The 21,349-nt window shown below is 44.3% G+C and carries 23 protein-coding genes; 4 read left to right on the plus strand and 19 right to left on the minus strand.

Translation table 11 applies throughout. From position 1 onward, the window contains the following. Positions 1-26: 26 nt before the first annotated feature. Positions 27-347 carry a hypothetical protein gene (locus BLO31_RS11110; RefSeq protein ID WP_070966061.1) on the minus strand — a complete coding sequence of 107 codons (321 nt, stop codon included), beginning with the start codon at positions 345-347 and terminating at the stop codon, positions 27-29. 230 nt (positions 348-577) lie between these two features. Between BLO31_RS11110 and BLO31_RS11115 the strand changes: the two genes are divergently transcribed. Next, a complete protein-coding gene (locus BLO31_RS11115; protein WP_070966064.1) occupies positions 578-1,174 on the plus strand; it encodes a DUF1294 domain-containing protein in 597 nt (198 codons plus the stop codon). A 186-nt stretch (positions 1,175-1,360) separates the two neighbouring features. On the opposite strand, the gene BLO31_RS23845 is transcribed toward BLO31_RS11115, so the two are convergent. The 17 genes from BLO31_RS23845 to BLO31_RS11190 form a co-directional block, all read right to left on the minus strand. Continuing rightward, the gene (locus BLO31_RS23845) at positions 1,361-1,516 is read right to left on the minus strand and encodes a hypothetical protein (protein WP_175443212.1); all 156 of its coding nucleotides are present in this window, start codon (positions 1,514-1,516) and stop codon (positions 1,361-1,363) included. After that, a complete protein-coding gene (hypF, locus tag BLO31_RS11120; protein ID WP_070966068.1) occupies positions 1,513-3,813 on the minus strand; it encodes a carbamoyltransferase HypF in 2,301 nt (766 codons plus the stop codon). Before hypF ends, BLO31_RS23845 begins: the two co-directional genes overlap by 4 nt. A gap of 19 nt (positions 3,814-3,832) precedes the next feature. After that, positions 3,833-4,723 (minus strand): hydrogenase expression/formation protein HypE, encoded by an 891-nt coding sequence (gene hypE / locus BLO31_RS11125; RefSeq protein ID WP_245688481.1) that lies wholly within the window; start codon positions 4,721-4,723, stop codon positions 3,833-3,835. Between the two features lie 124 nt (positions 4,724-4,847). Beyond that, positions 4,848-5,981: a hydrogenase formation protein HypD gene (gene hypD, locus BLO31_RS11130; protein ID WP_070966071.1), complete on the minus strand. Its 1,134-nt coding sequence runs from the start codon at positions 5,979-5,981 to the stop codon at positions 4,848-4,850. A 109-nt stretch (positions 5,982-6,090) separates the two neighbouring features. Next, positions 6,091-6,240: a HypC/HybG/HupF family hydrogenase formation chaperone gene (locus tag BLO31_RS24060; protein ID WP_217495119.1), complete on the minus strand. Its 150-nt coding sequence runs from the start codon at positions 6,238-6,240 to the stop codon at positions 6,091-6,093. A gap of 4 nt (positions 6,241-6,244) precedes the next feature. After that, complete coding sequence (gene hypB, locus BLO31_RS11140; RefSeq protein WP_070966076.1) at positions 6,245-7,171, minus strand: hydrogenase nickel incorporation protein HypB; 927 nt, start codon at positions 7,169-7,171, stop codon at positions 6,245-6,247. Further along, positions 7,171-7,512 carry a hydrogenase maturation nickel metallochaperone HypA gene (gene hypA, locus BLO31_RS11145; RefSeq protein WP_070966080.1) on the minus strand — a complete coding sequence of 114 codons (342 nt, stop codon included), beginning with the start codon at positions 7,510-7,512 and terminating at the stop codon, positions 7,171-7,173. The genes hypB and hypA overlap by 1 nt, the downstream gene beginning before the upstream one ends. Before the next feature lie 234 nt (positions 7,513-7,746). Then, positions 7,747-8,571: a hypothetical protein gene (locus tag BLO31_RS11150; RefSeq protein WP_070966084.1), complete on the minus strand. Its 825-nt coding sequence runs from the start codon at positions 8,569-8,571 to the stop codon at positions 7,747-7,749. Then, the gene (gene hybE, locus BLO31_RS11155) at positions 8,572-9,054 is read right to left on the minus strand and encodes a [NiFe]-hydrogenase assembly chaperone HybE (RefSeq protein ID WP_070966088.1); all 483 of its coding nucleotides are present in this window, start codon (positions 9,052-9,054) and stop codon (positions 8,572-8,574) included. After that, positions 9,032-9,289 (minus strand): HypC/HybG/HupF family hydrogenase formation chaperone, encoded by a 258-nt coding sequence (locus tag BLO31_RS11160; protein ID WP_070966092.1) that lies wholly within the window; start codon positions 9,287-9,289, stop codon positions 9,032-9,034. Before BLO31_RS11160 ends, hybE begins: the two co-directional genes overlap by 23 nt. Continuing rightward, on the minus strand, positions 9,280-9,780 hold the full coding sequence (locus BLO31_RS11165) for a HyaD/HybD family hydrogenase maturation endopeptidase (protein WP_217495120.1): 501 nt from the start codon (positions 9,778-9,780) through the stop codon (positions 9,280-9,282). Before BLO31_RS11165 ends, BLO31_RS11160 begins: the two co-directional genes overlap by 10 nt. A 71-nt stretch (positions 9,781-9,851) precedes the next feature. Continuing rightward, a complete protein-coding gene (hybC, locus tag BLO31_RS11170) occupies positions 9,852-11,507 on the minus strand; it encodes a hydrogenase 2 large subunit (RefSeq protein WP_217495121.1) in 1,656 nt (551 codons plus the stop codon). Beyond that, positions 11,504-12,553: a polysulfide reductase NrfD family protein gene (locus BLO31_RS11175; RefSeq protein WP_070966095.1), complete on the minus strand. Its 1,050-nt coding sequence runs from the start codon at positions 12,551-12,553 to the stop codon at positions 11,504-11,506. Before BLO31_RS11175 ends, hybC begins: the two co-directional genes overlap by 4 nt. Before the next feature lie 44 nt (positions 12,554-12,597). Beyond that, the gene (locus tag BLO31_RS24520) at positions 12,598-12,735 is read right to left on the minus strand and encodes a hypothetical protein (RefSeq protein ID WP_245688482.1); all 138 of its coding nucleotides are present in this window, start codon (positions 12,733-12,735) and stop codon (positions 12,598-12,600) included. After that, the gene (gene hybA, locus BLO31_RS11180) at positions 12,732-13,709 is read right to left on the minus strand and encodes a hydrogenase 2 operon protein HybA (protein ID WP_070966098.1); all 978 of its coding nucleotides are present in this window, start codon (positions 13,707-13,709) and stop codon (positions 12,732-12,734) included. The genes BLO31_RS24520 and hybA overlap by 4 nt, the downstream gene beginning before the upstream one ends. Before the next feature lie 2 nt (positions 13,710-13,711). Further along, positions 13,712-14,824, minus strand: coding sequence for a hydrogenase small subunit (locus BLO31_RS11185; protein ID WP_070966102.1), 1,113 nt, complete (start codon positions 14,822-14,824; stop codon positions 13,712-13,714). 359 nt (positions 14,825-15,183) lie between these two features. Then, positions 15,184-16,956 (minus strand): diguanylate cyclase, encoded by a 1,773-nt coding sequence (locus BLO31_RS11190; RefSeq protein ID WP_070966105.1) that lies wholly within the window; start codon positions 16,954-16,956, stop codon positions 15,184-15,186. A gap of 383 nt (positions 16,957-17,339) precedes the next feature. On the opposite strand from BLO31_RS11190, the gene BLO31_RS11195 reads away from it, so the two are divergent. Both BLO31_RS11195 and BLO31_RS11200 read left to right on the plus strand, forming a co-directional pair. Next, positions 17,340-18,044, plus strand: coding sequence for a UTRA domain-containing protein (locus BLO31_RS11195; RefSeq protein WP_070966108.1), 705 nt, complete (start codon positions 17,340-17,342; stop codon positions 18,042-18,044). A 355-nt stretch (positions 18,045-18,399) separates the two neighbouring features. Next, positions 18,400-18,756 carry a DUF3316 domain-containing protein gene (locus BLO31_RS11200; protein WP_070966111.1) on the plus strand — a complete coding sequence of 119 codons (357 nt, stop codon included), beginning with the start codon at positions 18,400-18,402 and terminating at the stop codon, positions 18,754-18,756. Positions 18,757-18,822: 66 nt separating this feature from the next. Here the strand turns inward: BLO31_RS11200 and BLO31_RS11205 are convergent, their stop codons facing one another. Continuing rightward, positions 18,823-20,193 carry an L-serine ammonia-lyase gene (locus BLO31_RS11205; RefSeq protein WP_070966116.1) on the minus strand — a complete coding sequence of 457 codons (1,371 nt, stop codon included), beginning with the start codon at positions 20,191-20,193 and terminating at the stop codon, positions 18,823-18,825. 306 nt (positions 20,194-20,499) lie between these two features. Here BLO31_RS11205 and BLO31_RS11210 point away from each other — a divergent pair, with 306 nt between their 5' ends. Further along, positions 20,500-21,339 carry a YdcF family protein gene (locus BLO31_RS11210; protein ID WP_070966120.1) on the plus strand — a complete coding sequence of 280 codons (840 nt, stop codon included), beginning with the start codon at positions 20,500-20,502 and terminating at the stop codon, positions 21,337-21,339. Positions 21,340-21,349 lie beyond the last annotated feature (10 nt).

Raw genomic sequence — 21,349 nt, forward strand, 5'->3', positions numbered from 1 at the left:
ATAGCGCAGTGTGGTGACTTTGTGGTTTAGTCTTGTTGGCTACCGCAAGTCTTCATTTTAACAACACTATGCTGCATCTTTACCGTGGGAGCGTCGATAAGTGCCATAAGTGGCGCACAATCGGCAGAGGAGGGAAATTGTTTGCCAGCGTTTAGCGCTTCTTCCATCGAACTCCAATATACCGAATCTGTCCATTCGTTTGTTTCTGCATTATGGCTTAGGGAGCGGTAACAAAAGCCCGGTAGTGTCGAGACAAATTTTTGGCTTTGCTCTGCGGCTTCTAGTAAATCATTTTCTGTAACGCCTTTGTTTAATTTAAAGCTAACCAGTTCTAGTACATTTTCCATTGTATTTTCCTTTTGTTTGATGGCTGTGATTTGCTGAGTTAAAGATTACCTATGTGCATTGTCAAAACCTGTCAGGAGGAAAGAATTAACTATCGATTCGCCTCCTCTCTTGTAGGTGAAATTTGAGATATGCATCACTATTAATATTAAATTTGATGCCTATTATTTAACCGGATAGGGCACGTCTTTGACGTTAGACAGGGAAGCTAGGGACAAAAAAGGCTTAAACAATGGCTATTTTAGGAACGATAAGTGAGTGGAATCGCTCAAAAGGTTGTGGATACATAGCAGTTGAAAACCAAAAAACGAAAATCTTTTTTAATATTCACGACGTTAGAGGGTATTCTCGCGAACCTGCAGTGAGAGAAACCGTCTTATTCAAGTTAAGCAGTGATACTGCTGGCAGTCTAAGGGCGGTAAACATTGAAAGACCGGTGGTCTTCAATTTTTCTTTGGCTATGGTGATTTGGTTCAGCACCGTAATGGGCGCAAGTATTGCACTGTTGGACTATCCACCTGTAGTGGGGATGTTCTATTTGCTACTCAGCTCTATTAGCTATATGTGCTATCTATTCGATAGGTCTGCAGTCAGACTTGGAAAAAATAGAGTACCGGACTTTTTATTTCACTTGCTCAGCTTGTTGGGTGGTTGGCCGGGGAGTTTATTGGCGCAAAGCTTTATGCACCACAAATACGACAGCTTGGTGTTTAAATCGGTTTTCTGGCTAACAGCGGTGATTAACTTTTGCTTTTTCGCGTGGACAATTACAGAACCAGGAGAGCAAATGTTGAATTATTTGGTTGGCTCTCTTAACTATGTAATCTAGCTTAGAGTGTGCGGTTCTAGTTAAGTTTAAGCCCGTCTGATCGGCGTATTGTCTTCAAAGCCATATCATTGCTCGTATTAGGTAGCGAGCGCTAAAGAGTAAAACTTTTAGCGCTCGCTAATTTATATATGACAAAAAGCTCTTTTAAAGGTGAAGTTTAGAAATGGGTAGGTTAAGCCTCGGCTGTTATTTTTTGCTTTTCCACCAGTATGAAAGAACTAGTACAGTAATAAGTAAAGCTATGATACCTGCTAGCTCTTCTGGGTGGCTATGAGCTTCTCCACTGATGTGGGCCAGTGCAATACTTGGCAGTAACGAAAGTAGATACAGAGTTTTTTTCATGACGTTTCCTCGTTAAAAGTGTTTTTACTTTGAGATAGAGCGATAGCGAGTTGGCCTAAAGAAAGACCGCCGTCACCACAAGAATATTGATGGTGTTCAAGCACGGATATCTCAGGGTTTAGTCGTTCAATAATGAGCTTTTTCAATAGGGAGTTATGAAACACTCCTCCGGTTAGAGCTAAATAAGGCAGTCGATACTGCTCAGATGCTTCGTTCGCTAGATTAGCGAGAGCTCGCGCCAGCGAAAGATGAAATAGGTATGCCTTTTCTTCGACGTTTGTGTTGAGAATGTGCCAACTTAACCAGAATGGAACTAGGTCTAGTTTTTGTCTTTTAATAGGTATTTCTATAGGTTGCAATGGCAGGTGACAGGCTTTTTCTGCCAGTGATTCTAATTGGTTAGCTGCTTCACCCTCATACTCGATTTTTTGTGGGCAAATATCTAAAGATGCTGCAACTGCATCAAACAAGCGTCCAGCCGAGCGTGCCCTATGGCAGTTTAGGTGCTGTGAGCGAATGAGCGATTGATAGGGGATATTTGGAAATTGAACAGTGAACACGGTCTCTGCAATGTCTGGAACGAACTCTAATAAGTGGCCTAGATAGGAGCGCCATGGCTGTTTAGCTGCCTTATCTCCTCCTATCAAACTTATGGCTGGTATTCCTCCTATTGTTTGGCAATGGTCGTAATCGGCGATCATTATTTCAGCTCCCCAAAGTTCGTCTTTGCAACCCCAGCCTAGGCCATCGAGTGCGAGAGCTAATACGGGCCCAGACTTCCTCTTCCAACCATTCTCAATTAAACACGAGGCAACATGCGCATGGTGGTGCTGAACCAAACACAGGTTTTGATTGGATTTATTGGCTCTGTTTTCTGCTAGTTGATGGGTGAAATAATCTGGGTGACAGTCCGCGACGTGGTGAGTGGGAATCAACTGATAAACTTGAGTCAAATGCTCTATGCATTTTTCGTACTGCTCTTGTGCCTGAATATTTGTTAAGTCTCCCAAATAGGGGCCTACGGTGACATGCCTCCCTTTACCGAAGGCAACACTACTTTTAAGGTCTCCACCATAGGAAAAGAAACCGTCAGCGTCTGGAAAGTCATCTGGAAGAACAAGAGCATCTGGCACCATGCCTCGCGACCGTCTTATTGTTTGTTGTTGTCCTCTAAAATCCACCTTCACAACAGAATCATCACAACGCTGCGCTATGTCTCTGTTGTGTAAAACGAACACGTCTGCGACATTTTTTAGTGAATGAAGTGCTTCGTGATTGTTTATAGCTGGGGGGAGTCCAGTACAATTTCCAGATGTCATGACCAATGGAGTGTCTATGGCGTGTGCAATGAGATGTTGGAGTGGATTAGAAGGCAACATGATCCCGATATGATTTAGGTGTGGAGCGACACCTTCACATAAGCTGCCAGACTCTTTTTTAACTAATGTGATAGGAGCAGCAGGACCTTGGAGCAATAGCTTTTCTTGAGGCGTTATGCTGGCGAACTGCTGAGCGGTTTCAACATTTTTTACCATGACGGCAAAAGGTTTACGCTGGCGGTGTTTTCGTTTTCTAAGTGCGGCGACTGCATTGGCATTAGTCGCATCGCAGACTAGATGAAAGCCACCTACTGAACGAAGTGCAATAATTTTTTCTTGTTGAAGAGCGTTGACCACTATTTTCAACCAACTTCCGTTGATTGGTTGACCTCTATTATCCGTTATCCACACATTTGGGCCACATCGATGACACGCAGTTGGTTGAGCGTGGTAGCGCCGATCGTTAGGGTCGCAGTAACTTGAATGGCATTGCGGACATAAATCAAAATCTTTCAACACTGTATTGCGGCGGTCATAAGGCAAAGCGTAGACGATAGAAAACCGTGGGCCACAGTGGGTACAATTAGTAAATGGATAATTGAAGTAATGGCTATTTGGAGTGATTAAATCATGGATGCAATCCGGACAGGTAGCGCTATCAGGAACGATCTGGGTATTAACTTGTGTTGTTTGAGAGCAGACAATATTAAATGTTTGTGGTGGAGTAGTTTTCCAGTAGTAGGTGCTTTTGTGGATGTGAAAAATTTCTGCCAGCATTGGTTTTTTCTGTTCCACCTTTTGGATAAATCGATCTGTAATCGATTTGTCTTTTGGCTGACATATCCGAATAAGAACCCCATGACCGTCATTGAACACTTCACCTACCAACTGAAATTGGTGAGCAAGTTTCCATATAAACGGTCGGAAACCTACCCCTTGAACTTTGCCGGTAATCCGTATTTCAAAGCCTTGGGTCATGATGTCAAACCTTGTTTATTTAACATATACGAGGCATAGGCTCGGTTATTGGAAGCTCTAGAGGACGACTTGCCCCTAAAGCGTTGTTAACTACAATGCGGCCGCTTGAGTTTACCGAACCGATTATGGCGGCACTTCTACCTATGTCAGTGTTTTTTATCGCTTGTAAAGCGGCTTGGCTATCTTGTTTGGAGACGATAGCAATAAGTTTTCCTTCATTGGCAAAGTTGATAGGGTCCAAGCCTAAAAGTTCGCAAACACCTTGGACTTCTTGATTGATTGGAAGTGAGCTCTCTTCCAGAGTAAAACCACACTCTGAAACAGTGGCAAACTCATGCAAGACAGCTGTCACCCCGCCACGAGTAGCGTCGCGCAGCGCCCTTACACCATTTAGTGGTAGTAACGCATCTACAATAGGATAGAGGCAATCGCAATCGCTAACCAGATGACCATCGAGACCAAGGTTTTCTCTAATGTTGAGAAGGGCGGCACCGTGATCCCCAAGGGTTCCGGATACTATAATTACGTCATCTGGCTGGATCTGTTTTGCACCCCAATTAATAGAGTCGGGGATGACCCCAATGCCACATGTGTTTATAAAGAGTTTGTCGACTTTTCCTCTTGGAGCCACCTTAGTGTCACCAGTAACGATTTGGACTCCTGCTTGCTTTGCGGTTTGTGCCATAGAAACAACAATTGCCTCTAATTGCTCAAAAGGGAGCCCTTCTTCGATGATAAAGCTAGCGGATAAGTAGAGTGGCTTGGCACCACTCATCGCTATATCATTGACCGTGCCACAAACCGAAAGGTGGCCAATATTTCCTCCCGGAAAGAAGATAGGCTCGACAATGTAAGAGTCGGTAGAAAATGCGAGTTGGCACCCTAACGAAGTGAGAGATGTCAAGTTCACTCTGGCCTGATCTTCAAGTGTTAAAAGCGTTGGATTTGAAAAATGGCGAATAAATAGCGAGCAATTAGCTCTTGCATCATTTTTCCGCCGCTACCATGAGCTAAAGTTATTTTGTTTTGCTTCATTATTTGTAGTCCCCGTGATAGCCGGATGCATCTGGTTGATAAGCGTAGTAGGCTGCGCATGCTCCTTCGGAAGAGACCATTAAGGCGCTTATAGGATGTGAGGGAGTACATTTGTTAGCAAAGAGACCACATAGATTAGGTTTACAACGCCCTGATAACACATCACCGCAACGGCTTTCTACAATGTCACTGTCGTTAAAATTGCTGGTTTTAAAGCGCTGTTCTGCATCAAAATTTGCATATTGTTGGCTAAGCTGAATTCTCGAATTTTCTATTACACCTATACCGCGCCACTCACATGAACCTTGAGCAGTAAATACCTCATCTATCGCTTTTAGTGCGGTTTGTCGCCCATGAGTTTCTACCACTCTAGAATACTGATTTTCTAACTCACACTTATCTTCTATAAATTGGCGGAGAAGCATCAATAGGGCTTGCAGCATATCTGATGGTTCAAAGCCAGTAACGACACTGGGTTTGTGGTAGTCGTCGATCAAGGACAAAAAGGGCGGTGTTCCGGTGATCATGATTAGGTGGCCGGGTAAAAGAAATCCATCGATCGCAATATCGTTTCGATTTAACAGGGTCTTAAGTGTTGGCATCAAGGTGATGTGTTGACAAAAAACAGTTAAGTTTTCAACGCTGTAGCGTTTTGCTTGCTGAAGCGTAATCGCAGTGGCAGGGAGGGTGGTTTCAAATCCCAACGCAAAAAAGATGACTTGCTTATCGGGGTGGTCTGTCGCCAGCCGCAGAGCATCGCTAGGAGAATATACTATACGAACATCACAGCCATCAGCGCGTGCGTCATATAGTGAACCCATACTGGAAGGTACGCGCATCGCGTCTCCAAAAGTAGTCAAAATAACATTGGGTTGCTTAGCTAGTTCTATGCATTGTGCGATTCGCGTACTGGGTAATACACACACTGGGCAACCTGGCCCGTGAATAAACTCTATCTCATTGGGCAATAGCTGTAACAAGCCATATTTGAACAAGGTGTGGGTATGACCTCCGCACACTTCCATTATTTGGAGAGGTTTTTTTTCGGGTTCAATCTGCGCTAAAGTCGCTTTGATAGCTCTAATGAGGCTGCTAAGCATGGTTGGGTCACGAAAGTTAGTTAGAAAATTCACTTTTTCACCCCCATGCACGTTTGGTACTCGGCCTCTAATTCCTTCAGTGCTTGAAGGTTTTTCTCTGCTGCTTCCTGATTAATAACACACATAGCGAAGCCGACGTGAACTAGAACCAACATCCGAGCAAGTCGTCTAAGGGGAGGTCGGCAATGCAAGTCAGGCTTACTTCACGACGAACTCCGCAGGTTTCCACTAAACCAATTTGGTTTATGGGGTCTACTATCTTGACCACTTTGGCAGGCACACCTAAACACATTGCGCTATTCCTTACCGTGCGAATATTGATCAAGCCAATTTAACCATTGCTCCATACCTTCACCACTTTTGGCGGAGAGTAAAATCGTTTGGATATCTGGGTTGACCCTTTGTGCATTGGCGATGCAAGTGTCGGAGTTAAAATCAAGGTGTGGAAGTAAGTCGATTTTATTGATAATCATTAGCTGTGCATTGGCGAAAACATCTGGATATTTTAGCGGCTTGTCTTCTCCTTCCGTGGTAGAAAGAATGACAACTTTGTGTGTTTCTCCTAAATCAAAAGCAGCAGGGCAAACTAGATTTCCGACGTTTTCAATAAAAAGGGTACTTACTGCCGTGAAATCAAAATTTGTAATGGCTTTTGAAACCATGTCTGCATCGAGGTGACAGCCTTTACCAGTATTGATTTGTACCGCTGGCGTGCCAGTGGCACGTATTCGATCTGCGTCATTACTGGTCTGTTGATCTCCCTCAATGACGGCACATGTTTGAGGTCCAAGTCGAAGTAGTGTTTCGGTAAGCAATGAGGTTTTACCAGCTCCTGGGCTAGATAAGAGATTAAAAGTATTAACCTTATTACTCACTAGAAAGGCTCGGTTTTTGCTAGCAATAGCATCATTTTTTGCATGAATATCTTGTTCGATTTGCACCATTCGAGATTGGCTCAACCCTGATGCGTGAGAATGTTCAGAGCTTTGCGTCATCGCAGGGTTTGAAGTTGATTCAGACCCTTTTGGATTAGTGTGGGTAGAGTTAAAAGACCTATCTGCATTGTAATTGCCATCTAAGTGGTAGTGGATCGAAACTGGTGCGTGATAATGATGGTAGACTAACTTTTCATATCTAGAGTGGTGACGTGGGGCATCGTGAGAATGAATCTGCTGCTTGTCTATAAGCACAGTGCTGTTGGCACATCCGCAAGTTGTACACATTAGAACACCTCCAATTGTTTGATTTTAAATCCTGAATCACCTTGGTATTTGAGATGGAAACCTTGGCATCTAGGGCACGGGATAAAACGATCACTCACAAAGACGATTGTTGAACAATCAAAGCACCAAGCTTGTCCATCAACTTTATTGATTATTAGTTGTGCGCCTTCTGCAAGGCTGCCTTTGCACACCACATCAAAACAAAATTTGAGGGCGTGAGACTCAATGCATGAAGAGGGGGTAATATCGATAAACACGGTTTTAACGCGACTGTACTGCTCTGTTACAGCCTGTTCTTCCAGCAATTGCAAAAGGCTTTCACAAAGTGACATTTCATGCATGATAGTTGTCCATTTCAGCACCTTCGATTGTCACACGGAACTCAACGCAGGGGTCGATGGCTCTGATGAGCATACTTACCCATAACGGGTTGTTTTGAGGTAGTGTTTGTCCGAGTAGTGAGTGGTATAGCAGACCTTTTCGGGAAAAGTGACGATCGGTAGGGGCGCTAATTTTATAGTCTGTTACCTTACCTTGTGCGACATGTACTTGATGGGTTAAAAGGCCTCTGGCCGTTAATGCAGTTCCTCTGTTTGGCGGAGTAGCAATGGATGGGTCCAGTATAGCTTTGGCTGTTTCGAGCAGAGAGATAGGACTCTTGTGGCTAACCCATTTCCCCACCTTTTACTTGCTTGGTCGATGAGTAGATGACGTGTTCGTGTCATACAAGTTGAGTCTTCTACGTTATCAGCTAGCTTTGCAGCGCCAAAGCTTGCCACGTCAGGTTGGGTAAGTTGCTGGAATAGCCTTGGATAAGGAAAGTCACTTCCTATCCATTGCATGAGCTGATCCCAGTCTTTTATACCAGCAAAAGAACTCGGTCTTATTCCATAGAGCTTGGTTAACAGTTGGTCGATTTCGGGCCGTATATGTTCAATATCTTTGGAAGCAAGGGAGGGGGTTATCTCGTCTTGCTTTGGGGTGTCAGGCCGACTACTCGATAATGGATGCAAGAGCTTTGCAATGCTGATAGTGAATCTTTCAATATTTGGATGAGGAGTGAGTAACTCTGACATTTGCCAAAGCTGCCAAGTATGTTCTTTAAGCCATTCCAGAGTGCACCGCTGAGCCATAACAAAAAGTTGTTGATGGGAAAAGAACTCTTGCTTAACGACAGCGAAAGTTCCAGAGGATGCGCATAGATGAGATTGAGCGCATAGAGTAAATAACTGCGAAATTTTTTTAGCTACCTGCTCTTCTGTTAAACCGATAAACAGCCTGCTTGTGGGCAGTATCCGGTAGTTTTCTATGTCGATAGATGTAATCGTGTTACTAGAATCAACAATAAGATGAACTTGGATGTTGTTACGCGGTAAGGTGATTTCGTTATCGATATTCATTCAGCTTACCACCGGATTATTGTGTTGACCGTTTAGCAATCTGCGCCTTGACGGGTTTTCAAGCGTATGGTCTGAAACGTTAATAGCGGTTACTAAGTGGCGTATATCTCTTGTTAGTTGCTTTCCTTGTTCCATACTGGACAGGTTTCCAACCGGAGAAAGCAGTGAACAAGACAAGTATGTTCCTAAGGTGTCCATTTCTCCGGCGACAAAGGTATAAATTCCAGACGGAAGCGTTAAAGTGACTTTTTGTCCTACTTGCATTGTGCGCCACTGACGGTTTGGTCCGGGTAGTAACAATAAGCTTAATGTCCAAGGCGTTAGTAAGACCCCTAGCCAATCTTCCTCGAAAATCTCAAAGCCATGTGCAACGACGCTTATGTTTGGGTTACAAAATGGAAGTTCGACCATTTGTTGTTGCCACACAGAATGGAAAGCGCGCTCAACGATAGCTGCTGGGTTATGAATAAAGGTGTTTGGCACGACTCATATCTCCATTTTTTATGGCATCGATGATAGCGATTGCTTCAAGAGCTTGTTGTTGGGGTAATATTTCACATGCAAAGCCACCTAGCTGTATAAGCAAATAATCGCCTTGGTTTACTTGCTTATCTAATAGGGTCAGATTGACAGTGAAGGTTTGTCCCCTCTGCCGAACGGTCGCGGTAAGAGTGTTGTTTGAAACGGAAACAACTTGTGCGGGTACGCCTAAACACATGGGCTGACTCGCTTACTTGTTGGATGTATACCTATCTCGATTAAGTAGCTGATGACTTTTTCAATCATTGTTGGCAGCGCTTGCTTTACAACTTTGCTCATTTCAAGGCCGGGAGAGGTATCTGCTGGAACGATACCAACAAGAAACTGATGCTTTGGGGATTCGTCCAATAGTTTGAGCGCTCCTAATAGATCAGATAACCCCAATTGATGGGGAGAGATTTTGGTACTCAACATCGCAGGTATTTCGTCATTGTGGAGAGTAATTACGCTACCCGCAGGCCCGCCCGTTAACACAGCATCAACGAAAATGACGTATTCCCTTTTGGATAGCCAGTCCAGCAACTCCATCCCAGCTGTCCCTCCGTCTACAATTTCTACTTGATCGTTGTTCTGATATCTCTCTGCTAGTAGGTTGACTGCATGAATACCTACTGATTCATCACGAAGTAGTAAATTGCCTATTCCAAGTATCAGTACTTTCATAGTCATGTTCGTTTTCACCTTAACTGCATCAAATTAGAGTATTTTGACTTGGGTTACTCCTTGGCCTCGGGTATCAACTATATGGACGGCGCAAGACATACAAGGTCGAAAGAGTGAATGGTTCGGATGACTTCTAGTGGCCTTTTGGGATCTGCAATGGGCGTTCCTATTAGAGATTGTTCATAAGGTCCCATTTGGTCTTTGCTATTGCGGGGTCCTGAGTTCCACGTAGATGGTACGACAGCCTGATAGTTCTCAATCTTTCCATCTTTAATCACTATCCAGTGAGAAAGTAGGCCTCGCGGCGCTTCGTGAAAACCAACTCCTTTAACAACTCCTGATGGAAACACGGGTTTGATATAAGTAGAGGTATCACCGGATTTTATATTGTCGACTAACGCTTGCCACTCAACAGACATGTGATCTTTTAGCACCGCACATCGCACGGCTCTTGCGGCGTGTCGGCCTAAGGTGGAGTGAAGTTGGCTTAGTTCGATGCGTTTTCCTGTCAAGTTTTCTAAGGTGTTAAGAAAGCCTGTTAGGTGTCGGCTTGTTGCTTTATCTCCGGCGGCTACTGCGCATAGTACTTGTGCCAGTGGGCCAACTTGCGTAGCTTGACCATAAAACGTGGGCGCTTTTACCCATGAGTATTTGCCTTTGTCTTCAAACCCAGTGTAATGAGGATTAGTCTGGCCTTCCCATGGATGAAATGGGCCTTCTTCGGTATACCAAGCGTGTTTATTACTCTCTTCAACGCCTTGAATAACAAACGGATCGTCATGGGTAGATATTGGACGGAATGTGCTTAGATCGCCATTCTCTAAATATCCACCAGGCATTAGGAAACTACCTCCCTGACTATCAGTTGGTAGCTCAGGAATCGATAAGTAGTTCGTGACACCTTGACCAATAGAGAGCCATTCTGGGTAGTGAGCAGCAACAATGGCCACATCCACCTTGTATACTTGCTCTATAAAGGCATCAAGTTGATCGATAAACGATTTTATATACATCAATCTTTCATGATTGAGAACGCCTTGTGAATCTAAGTTGATGGGGTTAGCTACGCCACCGACAGCCAAATTTTGGATATGCGGTGACTTTCCACCCAAAATGGCAACAATTCGGTTGGCGTTACGCTGGTATTCTAAGGCTTGAAGATAGTGAGCAACGGCGATCAAGTTTACTTCGGGCGAAAGCTTCATTGCTTTGTGGCCCCAGTAGCCATTGGCGAATATCCCTAATTGCCCACTGTCTACTAAGTCTTTTATTTTGCCTTTTACTTTTTTGAACTCATTTGCGGAATTTAAAGGCCAATTTGAATGGGGAGCACAAATTTGTTCGCATTTTAGAGGATCAGCCTGTAATGCAGAAACGACGTCAACCCAATCGAGAGCGGAGAGTTGATAAAAGTGTACAATATTGTCATGAATGCCATGAGCAGCGACAATGAGATTGCGAATATGCTGTGCATTTTCGGGAACATCCAAGCCGAGAGCATTTTCGACTGAACGGACTGAGGCTATGGCGTGAACCGTCGTGCACACACCACAAATACGCTGTACAAATGCCCATGCGTCTCTAGGATCTGTGCCTTTGAGTATCTCTTCCATTCCTCGCCACATGGTACCGGAAGACCAAGCATTTACGACTTTTCCTTCTTCGATTTCACAATCGATGCGCAAATGACCTTCAATACGAGTGACAGGGTCGATACTTATACGTTGGCTCATTGTTCACCTCTTGCTGTTACATTTTTTCGCTTGGGCTCTTGTTCATTTAGAGGCGTTGTTTTTTCCAATACCTCTCTATGAACTCGATCAAGTGCTAGGACGGGTAGATAGCGAATTAACAAAATATAGGCGGCAACCTGAAGCACAATTAGACCTGCTGATATAGTCAGTTCTAATGCGCTAGGGAAGTATTGGTAGCCGTCACCCGGAAGGTAACCCATTGTAGAAAGGTTCATTCGCCATAATGATGATCCCACCATCATGGAGGTTGCCCCGATAAATAGCCAACGTGCGTCTTTGCGCAAGGCATCCCAATGAAAAATGATGAGTGGGAAACAGAGCAATAGAATTTCTGACCAAAACATCAAAGCGTAAAAGTCGAAATTAGTTAGGTAACTCACTTTGTTGTTGAGGACGAGTTCGCCATATCTGAGAATGATAAACAGCACCAAAAAAAGGTGAGCAACTTGTGTTAGTCGATAGAACAAGTGCGAGCTGTCTTCCATCCCTTGATCATGCAGTCCTGCTTGAGTAAGCGCGCCAATATAAACCACGATAGACAATCCCATAATGGCGGCAGTGATTAATGAAAGCACGGGCAGCAGTTCATAGCTTTGCCATAGCGGATGTATTTTGTGCCCCGCAAGAATAAACAGTGAACCCATTGAAGACTGATGCATCATAGGGAGCAGCAAACCTAGCGCAATAGCGATATACATGACTTTGTTTAACTTAGCCAAAGTCGCTTTAGCGCCAAACTTCTCAAAAATAGACGGGGCGAACTCAATAGCGAGCACGCCGATATAGATGGTCATGCACACTGCTGTTTCAAACAAGACGGAATTTATGTTGAACTGTCCGGGAACGAAAAAATAAGGGATGTTTAAATAGCGACCCAAATCAATTGTGATTGAAAGTCCTCCTAAGCCATAACCAAACAGACTTGTTAATAAAGCGGGTCGAACCAGAGGATGATAAGCGCCACGGTTAAAAAAGTAGACTAACCATGCCAATGCCCAACCGCCGCTAGCTAGACCAGTACCCACCAATAAGTTGAAGCTTTTTAAAACTCCCCATGCGTAACCCCCATTTAGGCAGAAACCGAACCGATACCATAGAACATTCGATAGGTGATAACGCCAATACTGATAGCAATAATTGCGATGAAAAGAATTACTTTTGGCGTAAAAAGCTTGCCACCTAAGGGCTGTGAAGGAGAGTGACTCATTGGTTATCCTCCGCGTTTCGCTGTTCCTGATCTGTTATGTTTTTTCGAGTTCTTAGCAGAAAAGCGCCAAATAAAGCCATTGGAAGTACCATTCCTTTGTAGAGACTATGCTGCATTGTTTCAGCTCTTGCGCCGACGGCTCTGTTGGAGAGTTCTGGTAATCCAATGTTTTGGAAAGGTACGCCACTGATGACCAACACTTGAGTACCACCACCATCATGCTCACCAAATACATAATTTTCATAACTGGGAACCTGAGAGCGGTGCGTGTCACCACTGTCTAGGGTTTGCAGTGGATAGAGATAATCAGAACCTGCCTCTAGCAATAAACGACGTTTAGCTTCACTTAGAAGTTGTGACCTTTTGCCGTAAATTACCGCGCCAGTCGGGCAGGCTTCAACACATCCAGGTAACAGACCTTGATTAAGCCGTTCAACCCCTTGTTGATTACAGAACTGACATTTTTGGATTTGTCCGTATATATCTAGATATTCGTATTGCGGGACGTTATAAGGGCAGGCGACCATGCAATAGCGGCAAGCTACGCAATACTCCTTGTGATGACTGACGATACCGGAAATGGGATCTTTGGTCATTGCTGAAACCGGACAAGCAGAAACGCAATCAGGGTCAACACAGTGCATGCATTGCCTTTTTATGTACGCATATCCGTTATCAAGCTGATCCTTGTTCTCTCCAGTTCCTGCATCCCACACTTGAATAACATTATGAGTGTGAATAGAAAGCTTACTGTTTATGGATGAAGTCTCGGACTCTGGGCTTGCTTCTAAGTGGTTCACTTCTTGACACTTAAAAACACAAGCCTGACAGCCAATACAGAGTGTAGAGTCGTACAACATTCCGATGGCATCTGGAGAAGGGCTATGATTTGGTCGAGCATGAGACTTGTTTGTTCCAATCATCATTGCAGAACACGAGCCAACAGCATTGGTGAGAAATTGACGACGATCCATAGCTATTTCTCCAAATCGCGCTGCGCTTGCTGCTCGCCCAGCTCTTTAATTGTCATCAGACCAACACCAGCAACAAGACCCGCCGCCGCGCTTAGTATCGCTACCGCAGAAGTTGATTTTTCGCCACCAACAACGAGATCGACATTCGGGTGAATAGATGAAGGAGTCATGCGTTGGACGTTAGCGAGTTCGTGAATGGGTTTGCTAAAACCGACGTTTTCTTCGTTACAACCTATGCAAGGGTGACCGATGCCGACAGGCCAAATACCACCGCCGATATCGCAAAATTCCAAAGTAGAACAATTACCGTGTGTTTCTGGTCCTTTGCAGCCCAGCTTGTAAAGACACCAGCCTTGTTTGTGTCCTTCGTCTCCAAATTGACGAGCAAAGCGCCCAGCATCGAAATGAGGACGACGCTCGCAATGTTCGTGAATCAAACGGTCATAGGCAAATTTAGGGCGGCCTAAGGTATCAAGGGCGGGCAACCGATCGTACGTCAGTAGGTGGGCGACAGTGGCTAAAAAGTTATGAGGGTTAGGTGGGCAACCTGGAATATTTACTATTGTCTTGTTTGGCAAAATGGGTTGAAGGGAACTGGCCTGCGTCGGATTAGATCCGACAGAAGGGGCGCCACCCCAAGCAGCACATGAGCCAATGGCAATGATAGCGGCCGCGCCTTCGGCAGCCTCAATTATGTGTTCGGTTATAGGTTTGCCCGCGACAACGCAATAGACTCCGCCATCTTTAACTGGGATCGAACCGTCTACAACTAAGACATACTCGCCAGCATATTTTTGTATCGCGTGGTGCTTATTCTCTTCGACTTGATGACCTGCTGCTGCAGACAAAACTTCGTGGTATTCAAGAGAAATCATATTGAGAATTAGATTCTCAACTGTTGGGTGAGTGGAACGCAATAGGGATTCGGTACACCCGGTGCATTCTTGAGCTCCTATCCAGATCACCGGAGGTCGGCGTTTAGAAGTAAGGGTTTTGGCAATAACTTCGCCTGCGTTGACACTCTGTATTCCTAAAGATGCAGCCAAACCGCTGCACAGCGAGATAAAAGACCTTCGACTGATGCCGTGGTCTTTCAGAAGAGTGTCGTCACCCATATGGAATCTCCGATCTGTAATCGTAAATTAGTGGCAATAATCCAACAGTGGACAGGATCGGTTTTTAACTTGCCATAAAGGGTTCGAAATTACCCTAACCCTATGTAGTTAGGTGTGTATTGTTGGAATAGAACCTTGAACAATAGGGGGAAACAAATGTTGGTATAGTTGTTAATACTACAAGGTGGGTTGGGTTGTAACGAAACTTGCAAAAGTACCTAGCAAAGATGCCTTTGATTTTATGGTTTGGTGAGAAAAAACTCGTTTGTTGCGCTATTAAAATCGCGGGGTTTAGACGTTTTGTATAGCTTTATCAAAATACGGCTACAGACGATCACAATGAAGCACGCCGTAGTTTGCTAACAAACGATTCTATTTCTGCCAGTCTTTTTCGCTTGATAGAGCTTGCTATCTGCGCTGGTGATCAGCCGCTCGGTCGTGAGATAGGTGATTGGACCGACCGTGTTGACACCAAAGCTAAATGTGATGGCGCTTCCTTCGCCAAATGTCTGTTTGCTAAGCGCCTCTTGGATGCGGTGTATCACTTCTAGCGACTGCTCTAACGCGTAATCGGGCAGCACAACCGCAAACTCTTCTCCGCCATATCGGGCTAGGACAGCGTTGTCCTGCGCTGTTGCGTGACGTAACACCTCCGCTAACTCGGTCAGCACTTTGTCACCGACTATGTGTCCAAAGCGGTCGTTTACCTGTTTAAAGTAGTCGACGTCGCACAGGATAAAGGTGAGGCAGCTTCGTTTTGCTTCTGCTTGCTGTAAAAGTTGAGTGAGCTTTTGATTAAAGCCTCTTCGGTTTAACAGCTTGGTGAGTTCGTCCGTAATGGATTTTTGCTGTAGATCTAGATTTTCATCTTTGAGGTTTGATGTACGTTCAGCGACTTTCTTTTCTAGATTGGCAAGTACGTTTGTCAGACTATCGGCCATCTCTCGCATACCTTGGCCCAAAGAGTCCACTTCTCGAATTGCACTTAGCGGTTGAGGAAGTTGAGATATGGCGTTTAGATCGTTGTTGTGCGCTGCTTTTTCTAGTTGGCGAATAGGTTGGCCAATGTGCCAAGCCAGCATGCTGCCAACAATGCCAATGGACAAGAAAAGCAAAAAGGTGATGACGGTGATGGCCATGCTGTAATCTTTGAGCACTTGATGGTGATGGGCCTTTGGAATAATCACACCAACATACCAAGTCTCACCATATTTGTGCTTAATCTCACTGACGTGGTAGAGATAGGTTTCTCCGTTGACATCAAGTTTGTGTTGCCCTGATTGAAGCAGCTTACCTGCATGTTGTAACGCGGGTATTTTGTGGTCTGAGAGCGTTAGACGAACCATTGATTTGTCTTTGTTGATGGTGAAGAGCTCGTCGTTGCTCGAAGTGGCAATCAAGGCTCCGCTTTTTTCGGCAATAAACGTGAAGCCACTTTCCACTAGCTCTATGTCGGCTAAAAAGTCATCGAGTTCGTTAAGTGCCATGCTAGCTGCGGTGACTGCGATTAAGTTTCCGTTGTCGTCGTAAACGGGTGCCGACATACCGATTCCCAAGCTGATATAACCAACATAAGGGTGTATTGGGCTCCAGACTAGGCCATTCTTTTTAACGGCATCGAGATAGAAAGGCCGCTTGCGCGGGTCGTAGTTTGGATATTGAGGCTCATCGGTTCTTTCGCCAACAATGGTATTGTCGTCGTAGTAGTAGCCGGTGAGTAAACCTTTTTCTTCAAAAAAGTTAGCGGCAATATTGATGCTATCGGATTTATGGGGATCCCTAGAGGCTGCAATGTAGCGTCCGTCCGCTGTTGCCATTGAAACAAACGTCAACTGGGGATATGGCAAACTCTGTTCGCGAAAACGTTCCGCAAACAGCGTCAGGTCACCCATGTTTGCTGAGTGTCGTTTTATTGCCGCTCGATTGATTTCAACCAAGCTTGGCAGTACGTGTGTAGCGTGTGTTATATGGCCGACGATCCGGTTTTCTACTTCACTGGTGTATTGCTTACCTATTTTTTCGGCGACGCTTTCAATAGTGTATTTCGCCATCACGTAGGTCGTAAGACCTGCCACGATAGCGAGAACGATGAATGGAAGCGTGATAGCAAAACGCAGTGGTACAGTTTTCAAACCAAAAATCTCAATGTTGAGTCATTATTTGTGCAAATTTATAGAATGCGAATGATACTTAACCCTTTATTGATGATGCAAATGAATTAAGTAACAAACCGCTAAAACAAAACGCATATCACTAGAAGTATCATTAGTTGGAACAATATTGACCAAATTAACCATAGTTTTTAAGTGGTTAAATGGGCTGGTTTATACTGCACTTCTCTGTTTATACTTGCATTCGAGTTAGAGTAATTATACTACTGACGGCGAATGAAAATTTGATCAAGCTATGTATAATTAGTTGATTTTCATATGGACGTAGCTTTTACTTTTGCTCAATCAGCAAAGTTTAGGCGTCAAAAACGTGTGATACTTCTAAATGGTTCAAAGGTGAAGCAGTGCAATATGTAAATATCAAATTAGCGATTGAAGATCAGATAGAGTCTGGGTTGTTAATGCCAATGCAAAAATTGCCTGCTGAACGAAAACTCGCCGAATCTTTTAACACGACTCGGGTGACGCTTCGCGAAGCTCTTTCATTGTTGGAGTCGGAAGGAACTATTTTTCGCGAAGATAGAAGAGGGTGGTTTATTTCTCCGGCCCCTTTTCGCTACGACCCAAGTCAGCTTGACGCATTTGAGAAAATTGCAAAAACACAAAACCGCCGTGCGGAAACGAAAATTCAGTCATTCCAAACTGCTATGGCAGATAAAACCGCGACTAAGCTCTTAAAGCTTGAGCCTTTTGCTGACGTACATGTATTGGACTGCTTAAGGTACCTAGAAGGCAGGCCGGTAGCGTATACCACTACTTATGTTCGCACTGATAAAGCCCCAAGCCTTGAACAAAGCCAACTTGAAGCCTCTTCTTTGGCTGAAGTATGTCAAAGTCAATATGGTGTCCGATATAGTCGGTTGGTTTATAAAGTCTCGACTAGTGCAGTTACGCAAGAATTGGCGCATTCACTTCGAGCAACCGATGGCACTCCTGTTTTGCTGGTAGAAACAACGCGCTACGATCAAGCAGGAACCGCCGTAGACGCCACTATTGAGTATTGGCGACATGACGCTGTTAGCATAGAGTCAATGGTCGATATTAATTAGTCTTTCGATGAGCTTCATTCAAAAGTTTTATTACATCTGTTGCAGCGATATTCCAATATCGACTAAAAAATCAGCGCGGAAATGACGCCTGTCGATTGCTTCGCTTTCTAACTCGCTGACTCTTGGCTTAAAAGCGCCTATGCATTAATAGCACCAGTTTTCGCTATCACTTTTCTACTCTCTATGACCGTCAAAAAAATCCACTCGAAAGGAAAGAACACTAGTCTGTGGTGGGTCTATATTCGTACTTATTACGGAGCCACAAAAAAGCGTAAACGGTCTAAGCAGCGATGTGGTGATGACAAGTATCAGGCAGGGGTACGCCTGATTTTAAAAGGTAACTAAGGAGTCAGTTATGATTAAAGTAATTAGTTTAGCAAGCGTATTTTTATTTAGCTCAGTGGCGATGGCCGGTTTGAGCGGTAGTTCATCAACAGTCGTTACTAACGGCAGCTTAAATGGCGATTTGGAAATGTCAAAAGATGCGGCATTTGCAGCTGGTAAAGACATGTTGATGGATATTAACAACAAAACACCTTTCGAACTCAGCAAATCTGTTAACTACAAAAGTAATTCTGTTGTAGACAGAAGTTCGTTCGAAATTCGCGACTCTAATGTGACAATTCGCGAAGTTATCACGAGCGATGGTGATATTGCTTACCAACCAGTAGTCAATATTAACTACGAGTACAAAGCGAGACAAAGAGATTAAAGAATTTTTAGTTTTTGCTAGCACTTTTAAGAGCCCACTTTGGGCTCTTTTGTTTTATCTATATGGTTACTCACACGGTGGTGTAACATGGACAACCGCTAACCCACCTAGCGATGTTTCGCGGTATTTCTTGTTCATATCCTTGCCTGTCTGGTACATGGTCTCTATGACTTTATCCAACGAGATAACACACTTACTTGTGCGCTTAAGTGCCATGCGCGACGCGTTAATCGCTTTAACTGCGCCCATTGCGTTTCTTTCTATGCAGGGTACTTGAACTAAGCCCGCTATTGGGTCGCAGGTCATACCCAGAGAGTGTTCCATGGCAATTTCAGCAGCAATACAGACTTGTTCGTTACTGCCTCCTCGCAATGCAGTTAACCCCGCTGCGGCCATGGATGACGAAACCCCTATCTCTCCTTGGCATCCCACTTCAGCCCCCGAGATTGACGCATTGGTTTTGTATAAAATACCTATCGCTCCCGCGACTGCCAAAAAGTCTTTAAGCTGTGTTGTGTCTAGGTTGCGGATAAATCGGTGATAGTACATAAGGACAGCGGGGATCACGCCAGAAGCGCCGTTGGTCGGTGAGGTGACTACTTGTCCCCCTGCAGCATTTTCTTCACTTACCGCGAACGCGAATAGATTGATCCAGTCCATCACTGCCATAGGATCTTGTTCTATTGCTTGGTACGCTTCTAGTTTTTTTAGCAGGTTCGGTGCGCGTCGAGTAACGTTTAGTCCACCCTCTAAAATTCCCTCTGTAGTAAAGCCGCGTTCCATACACAAGGTCATCACTTTCCATATCTTATCTGCCTTTTTCTCAATCTCTTGCTCGGTGTGAAAGCAGGCTTCATTTTTAACAACCATGCCACCTAGGCTTAAACCATTGACTTCAGCAGTGTTTAACATCTCCTCAGCGGATCGGAATGGAAAAGGTACCTCTACCTCTGATTCCGTTTTGCCGTGTTCGAGTTCTTTTGCGGTGGCGATAAACCCACCACCAACCGAATAGTAGGTTTCAAATTCAACAAGGTTGTCGTCTTTGTCAAAGGCGGAAATGGTCATCCCGTTTTCATGGAGCGGGAGGTTTCTTTTGTGAAATACGATATCTGAAGAGTACGAAAAACCAATTTGACAGTTTGAAGTAAGTGCGAGACGTTTTTCTTGAATGCAGCTTTGGAGCATGGCTTTAGCACTGGTCATTTTTATCGTGTCAGGACGATTTCCAACTAAGCCTAATATTACCGCTTTGTCAGTGTGATGGCCTTTACCAGTAAGCGAAAGGGAACCATAAAGATCGACTTGAAGACGGTGAACTGCCTCCAATTTAGAGCGTAACAATTGATTAAATTGATAACCAGCGAGCATTGGACCATTGGTGTGTGAACTGGAAGGACCAACTCCAATCTTAAATATTTCGAATATAGATAACATAAAGACTCCTCATCCATGCTCCACTTTCGACCACACTAGTGGTTTGGCTATTTCTGGCCTGCTTAAACTAGAGTGTTATCCTTTATTATATCAAAACTTCTTTTTGACCTATTTGAGCGCGCTATCGCTTTACTGGCTTTGAAACGAGGTTTAGTTATTGCGTTTAGCACTTAGTATCAACAATAGTCTAAGTCTTTGGCAGAAAGCCAATTTTTGCAGCGGCAAAATAAGAGTGTGACTAGTGAAACGTCCAAGTATTAGGTATCTTGTGTTAGACAGTGCGTTTTAGGGGCATGGCAGGCGAATATGGCTTACAACACAATAGTAATGGTTCTAGGCAAACGATTGGTTGATGAAAAACTCACTCTAGAAGGACAAAGCCGGGCAGAACTGCTAATTCGTGCGAGCCAAGAGTTTAACCCCAACAACACACTTGTGCTTATTAGTGGTGGAAAAGCCCCAACAGATGAGATGAGTGAAGCCAAAGCGATATATCAACAAGCCAATGCGGAGAAATCACTGGAAAAGTTCACCGTGTTGTTGGAAGAAGACTCTCAAACCAGTATTGAAAACATGAAGTTTAGTGCCGAACTGCTGATCAATAGCGGTTTGCTGGTAACTGAGGGCGTAATTGAGTTGATACTCTTGTCTAACGACTATCATCTAGAACGTATTTTCCAAATTCAACAGCTTCTCAATGAACAAGGGTTGTTAAAACACCTGAGGGAACGGATGAAGGCAGCGGGTTTGCAACTTTCTCTTTCCAACCAATTGGAACATCACTTAACTGCCAACTACCCATACGCATCAGATAGGTCGAAAGCATTTCTGCTTCTCGATACGTTGACAATCTATCGCGTTTTTATCGAAGGTACAGTTCGAGGTGCATTTAAAATGCCCAATAAGGCGTTGGGAGAAATACCATATTCGATGGCACTAGAATCGATGGGTGAACTTACAACTACCGTTCGTCAAACACCTTGCTTGCAAACGTATGCATCGGATATAGCGAGACTTGAGAAGGACATACGAAGTTTGGGTATGTTAGAACAAGGTGTTAGCCCAGCTACTCTCACATTACTAGATCAGTTTAGCAAGCGATTAACTCGACTTAATCGCTTGCTAGACCCAGACAAAGCTATTTAATTGGCCAAGA

Source organism: Vibrio sonorensis (assembly GCF_001854765.1).
GTDB classification, from domain to species: Bacteria; Pseudomonadota; Gammaproteobacteria; order Enterobacterales; family Vibrionaceae; genus Vibrio; species Vibrio sonorensis.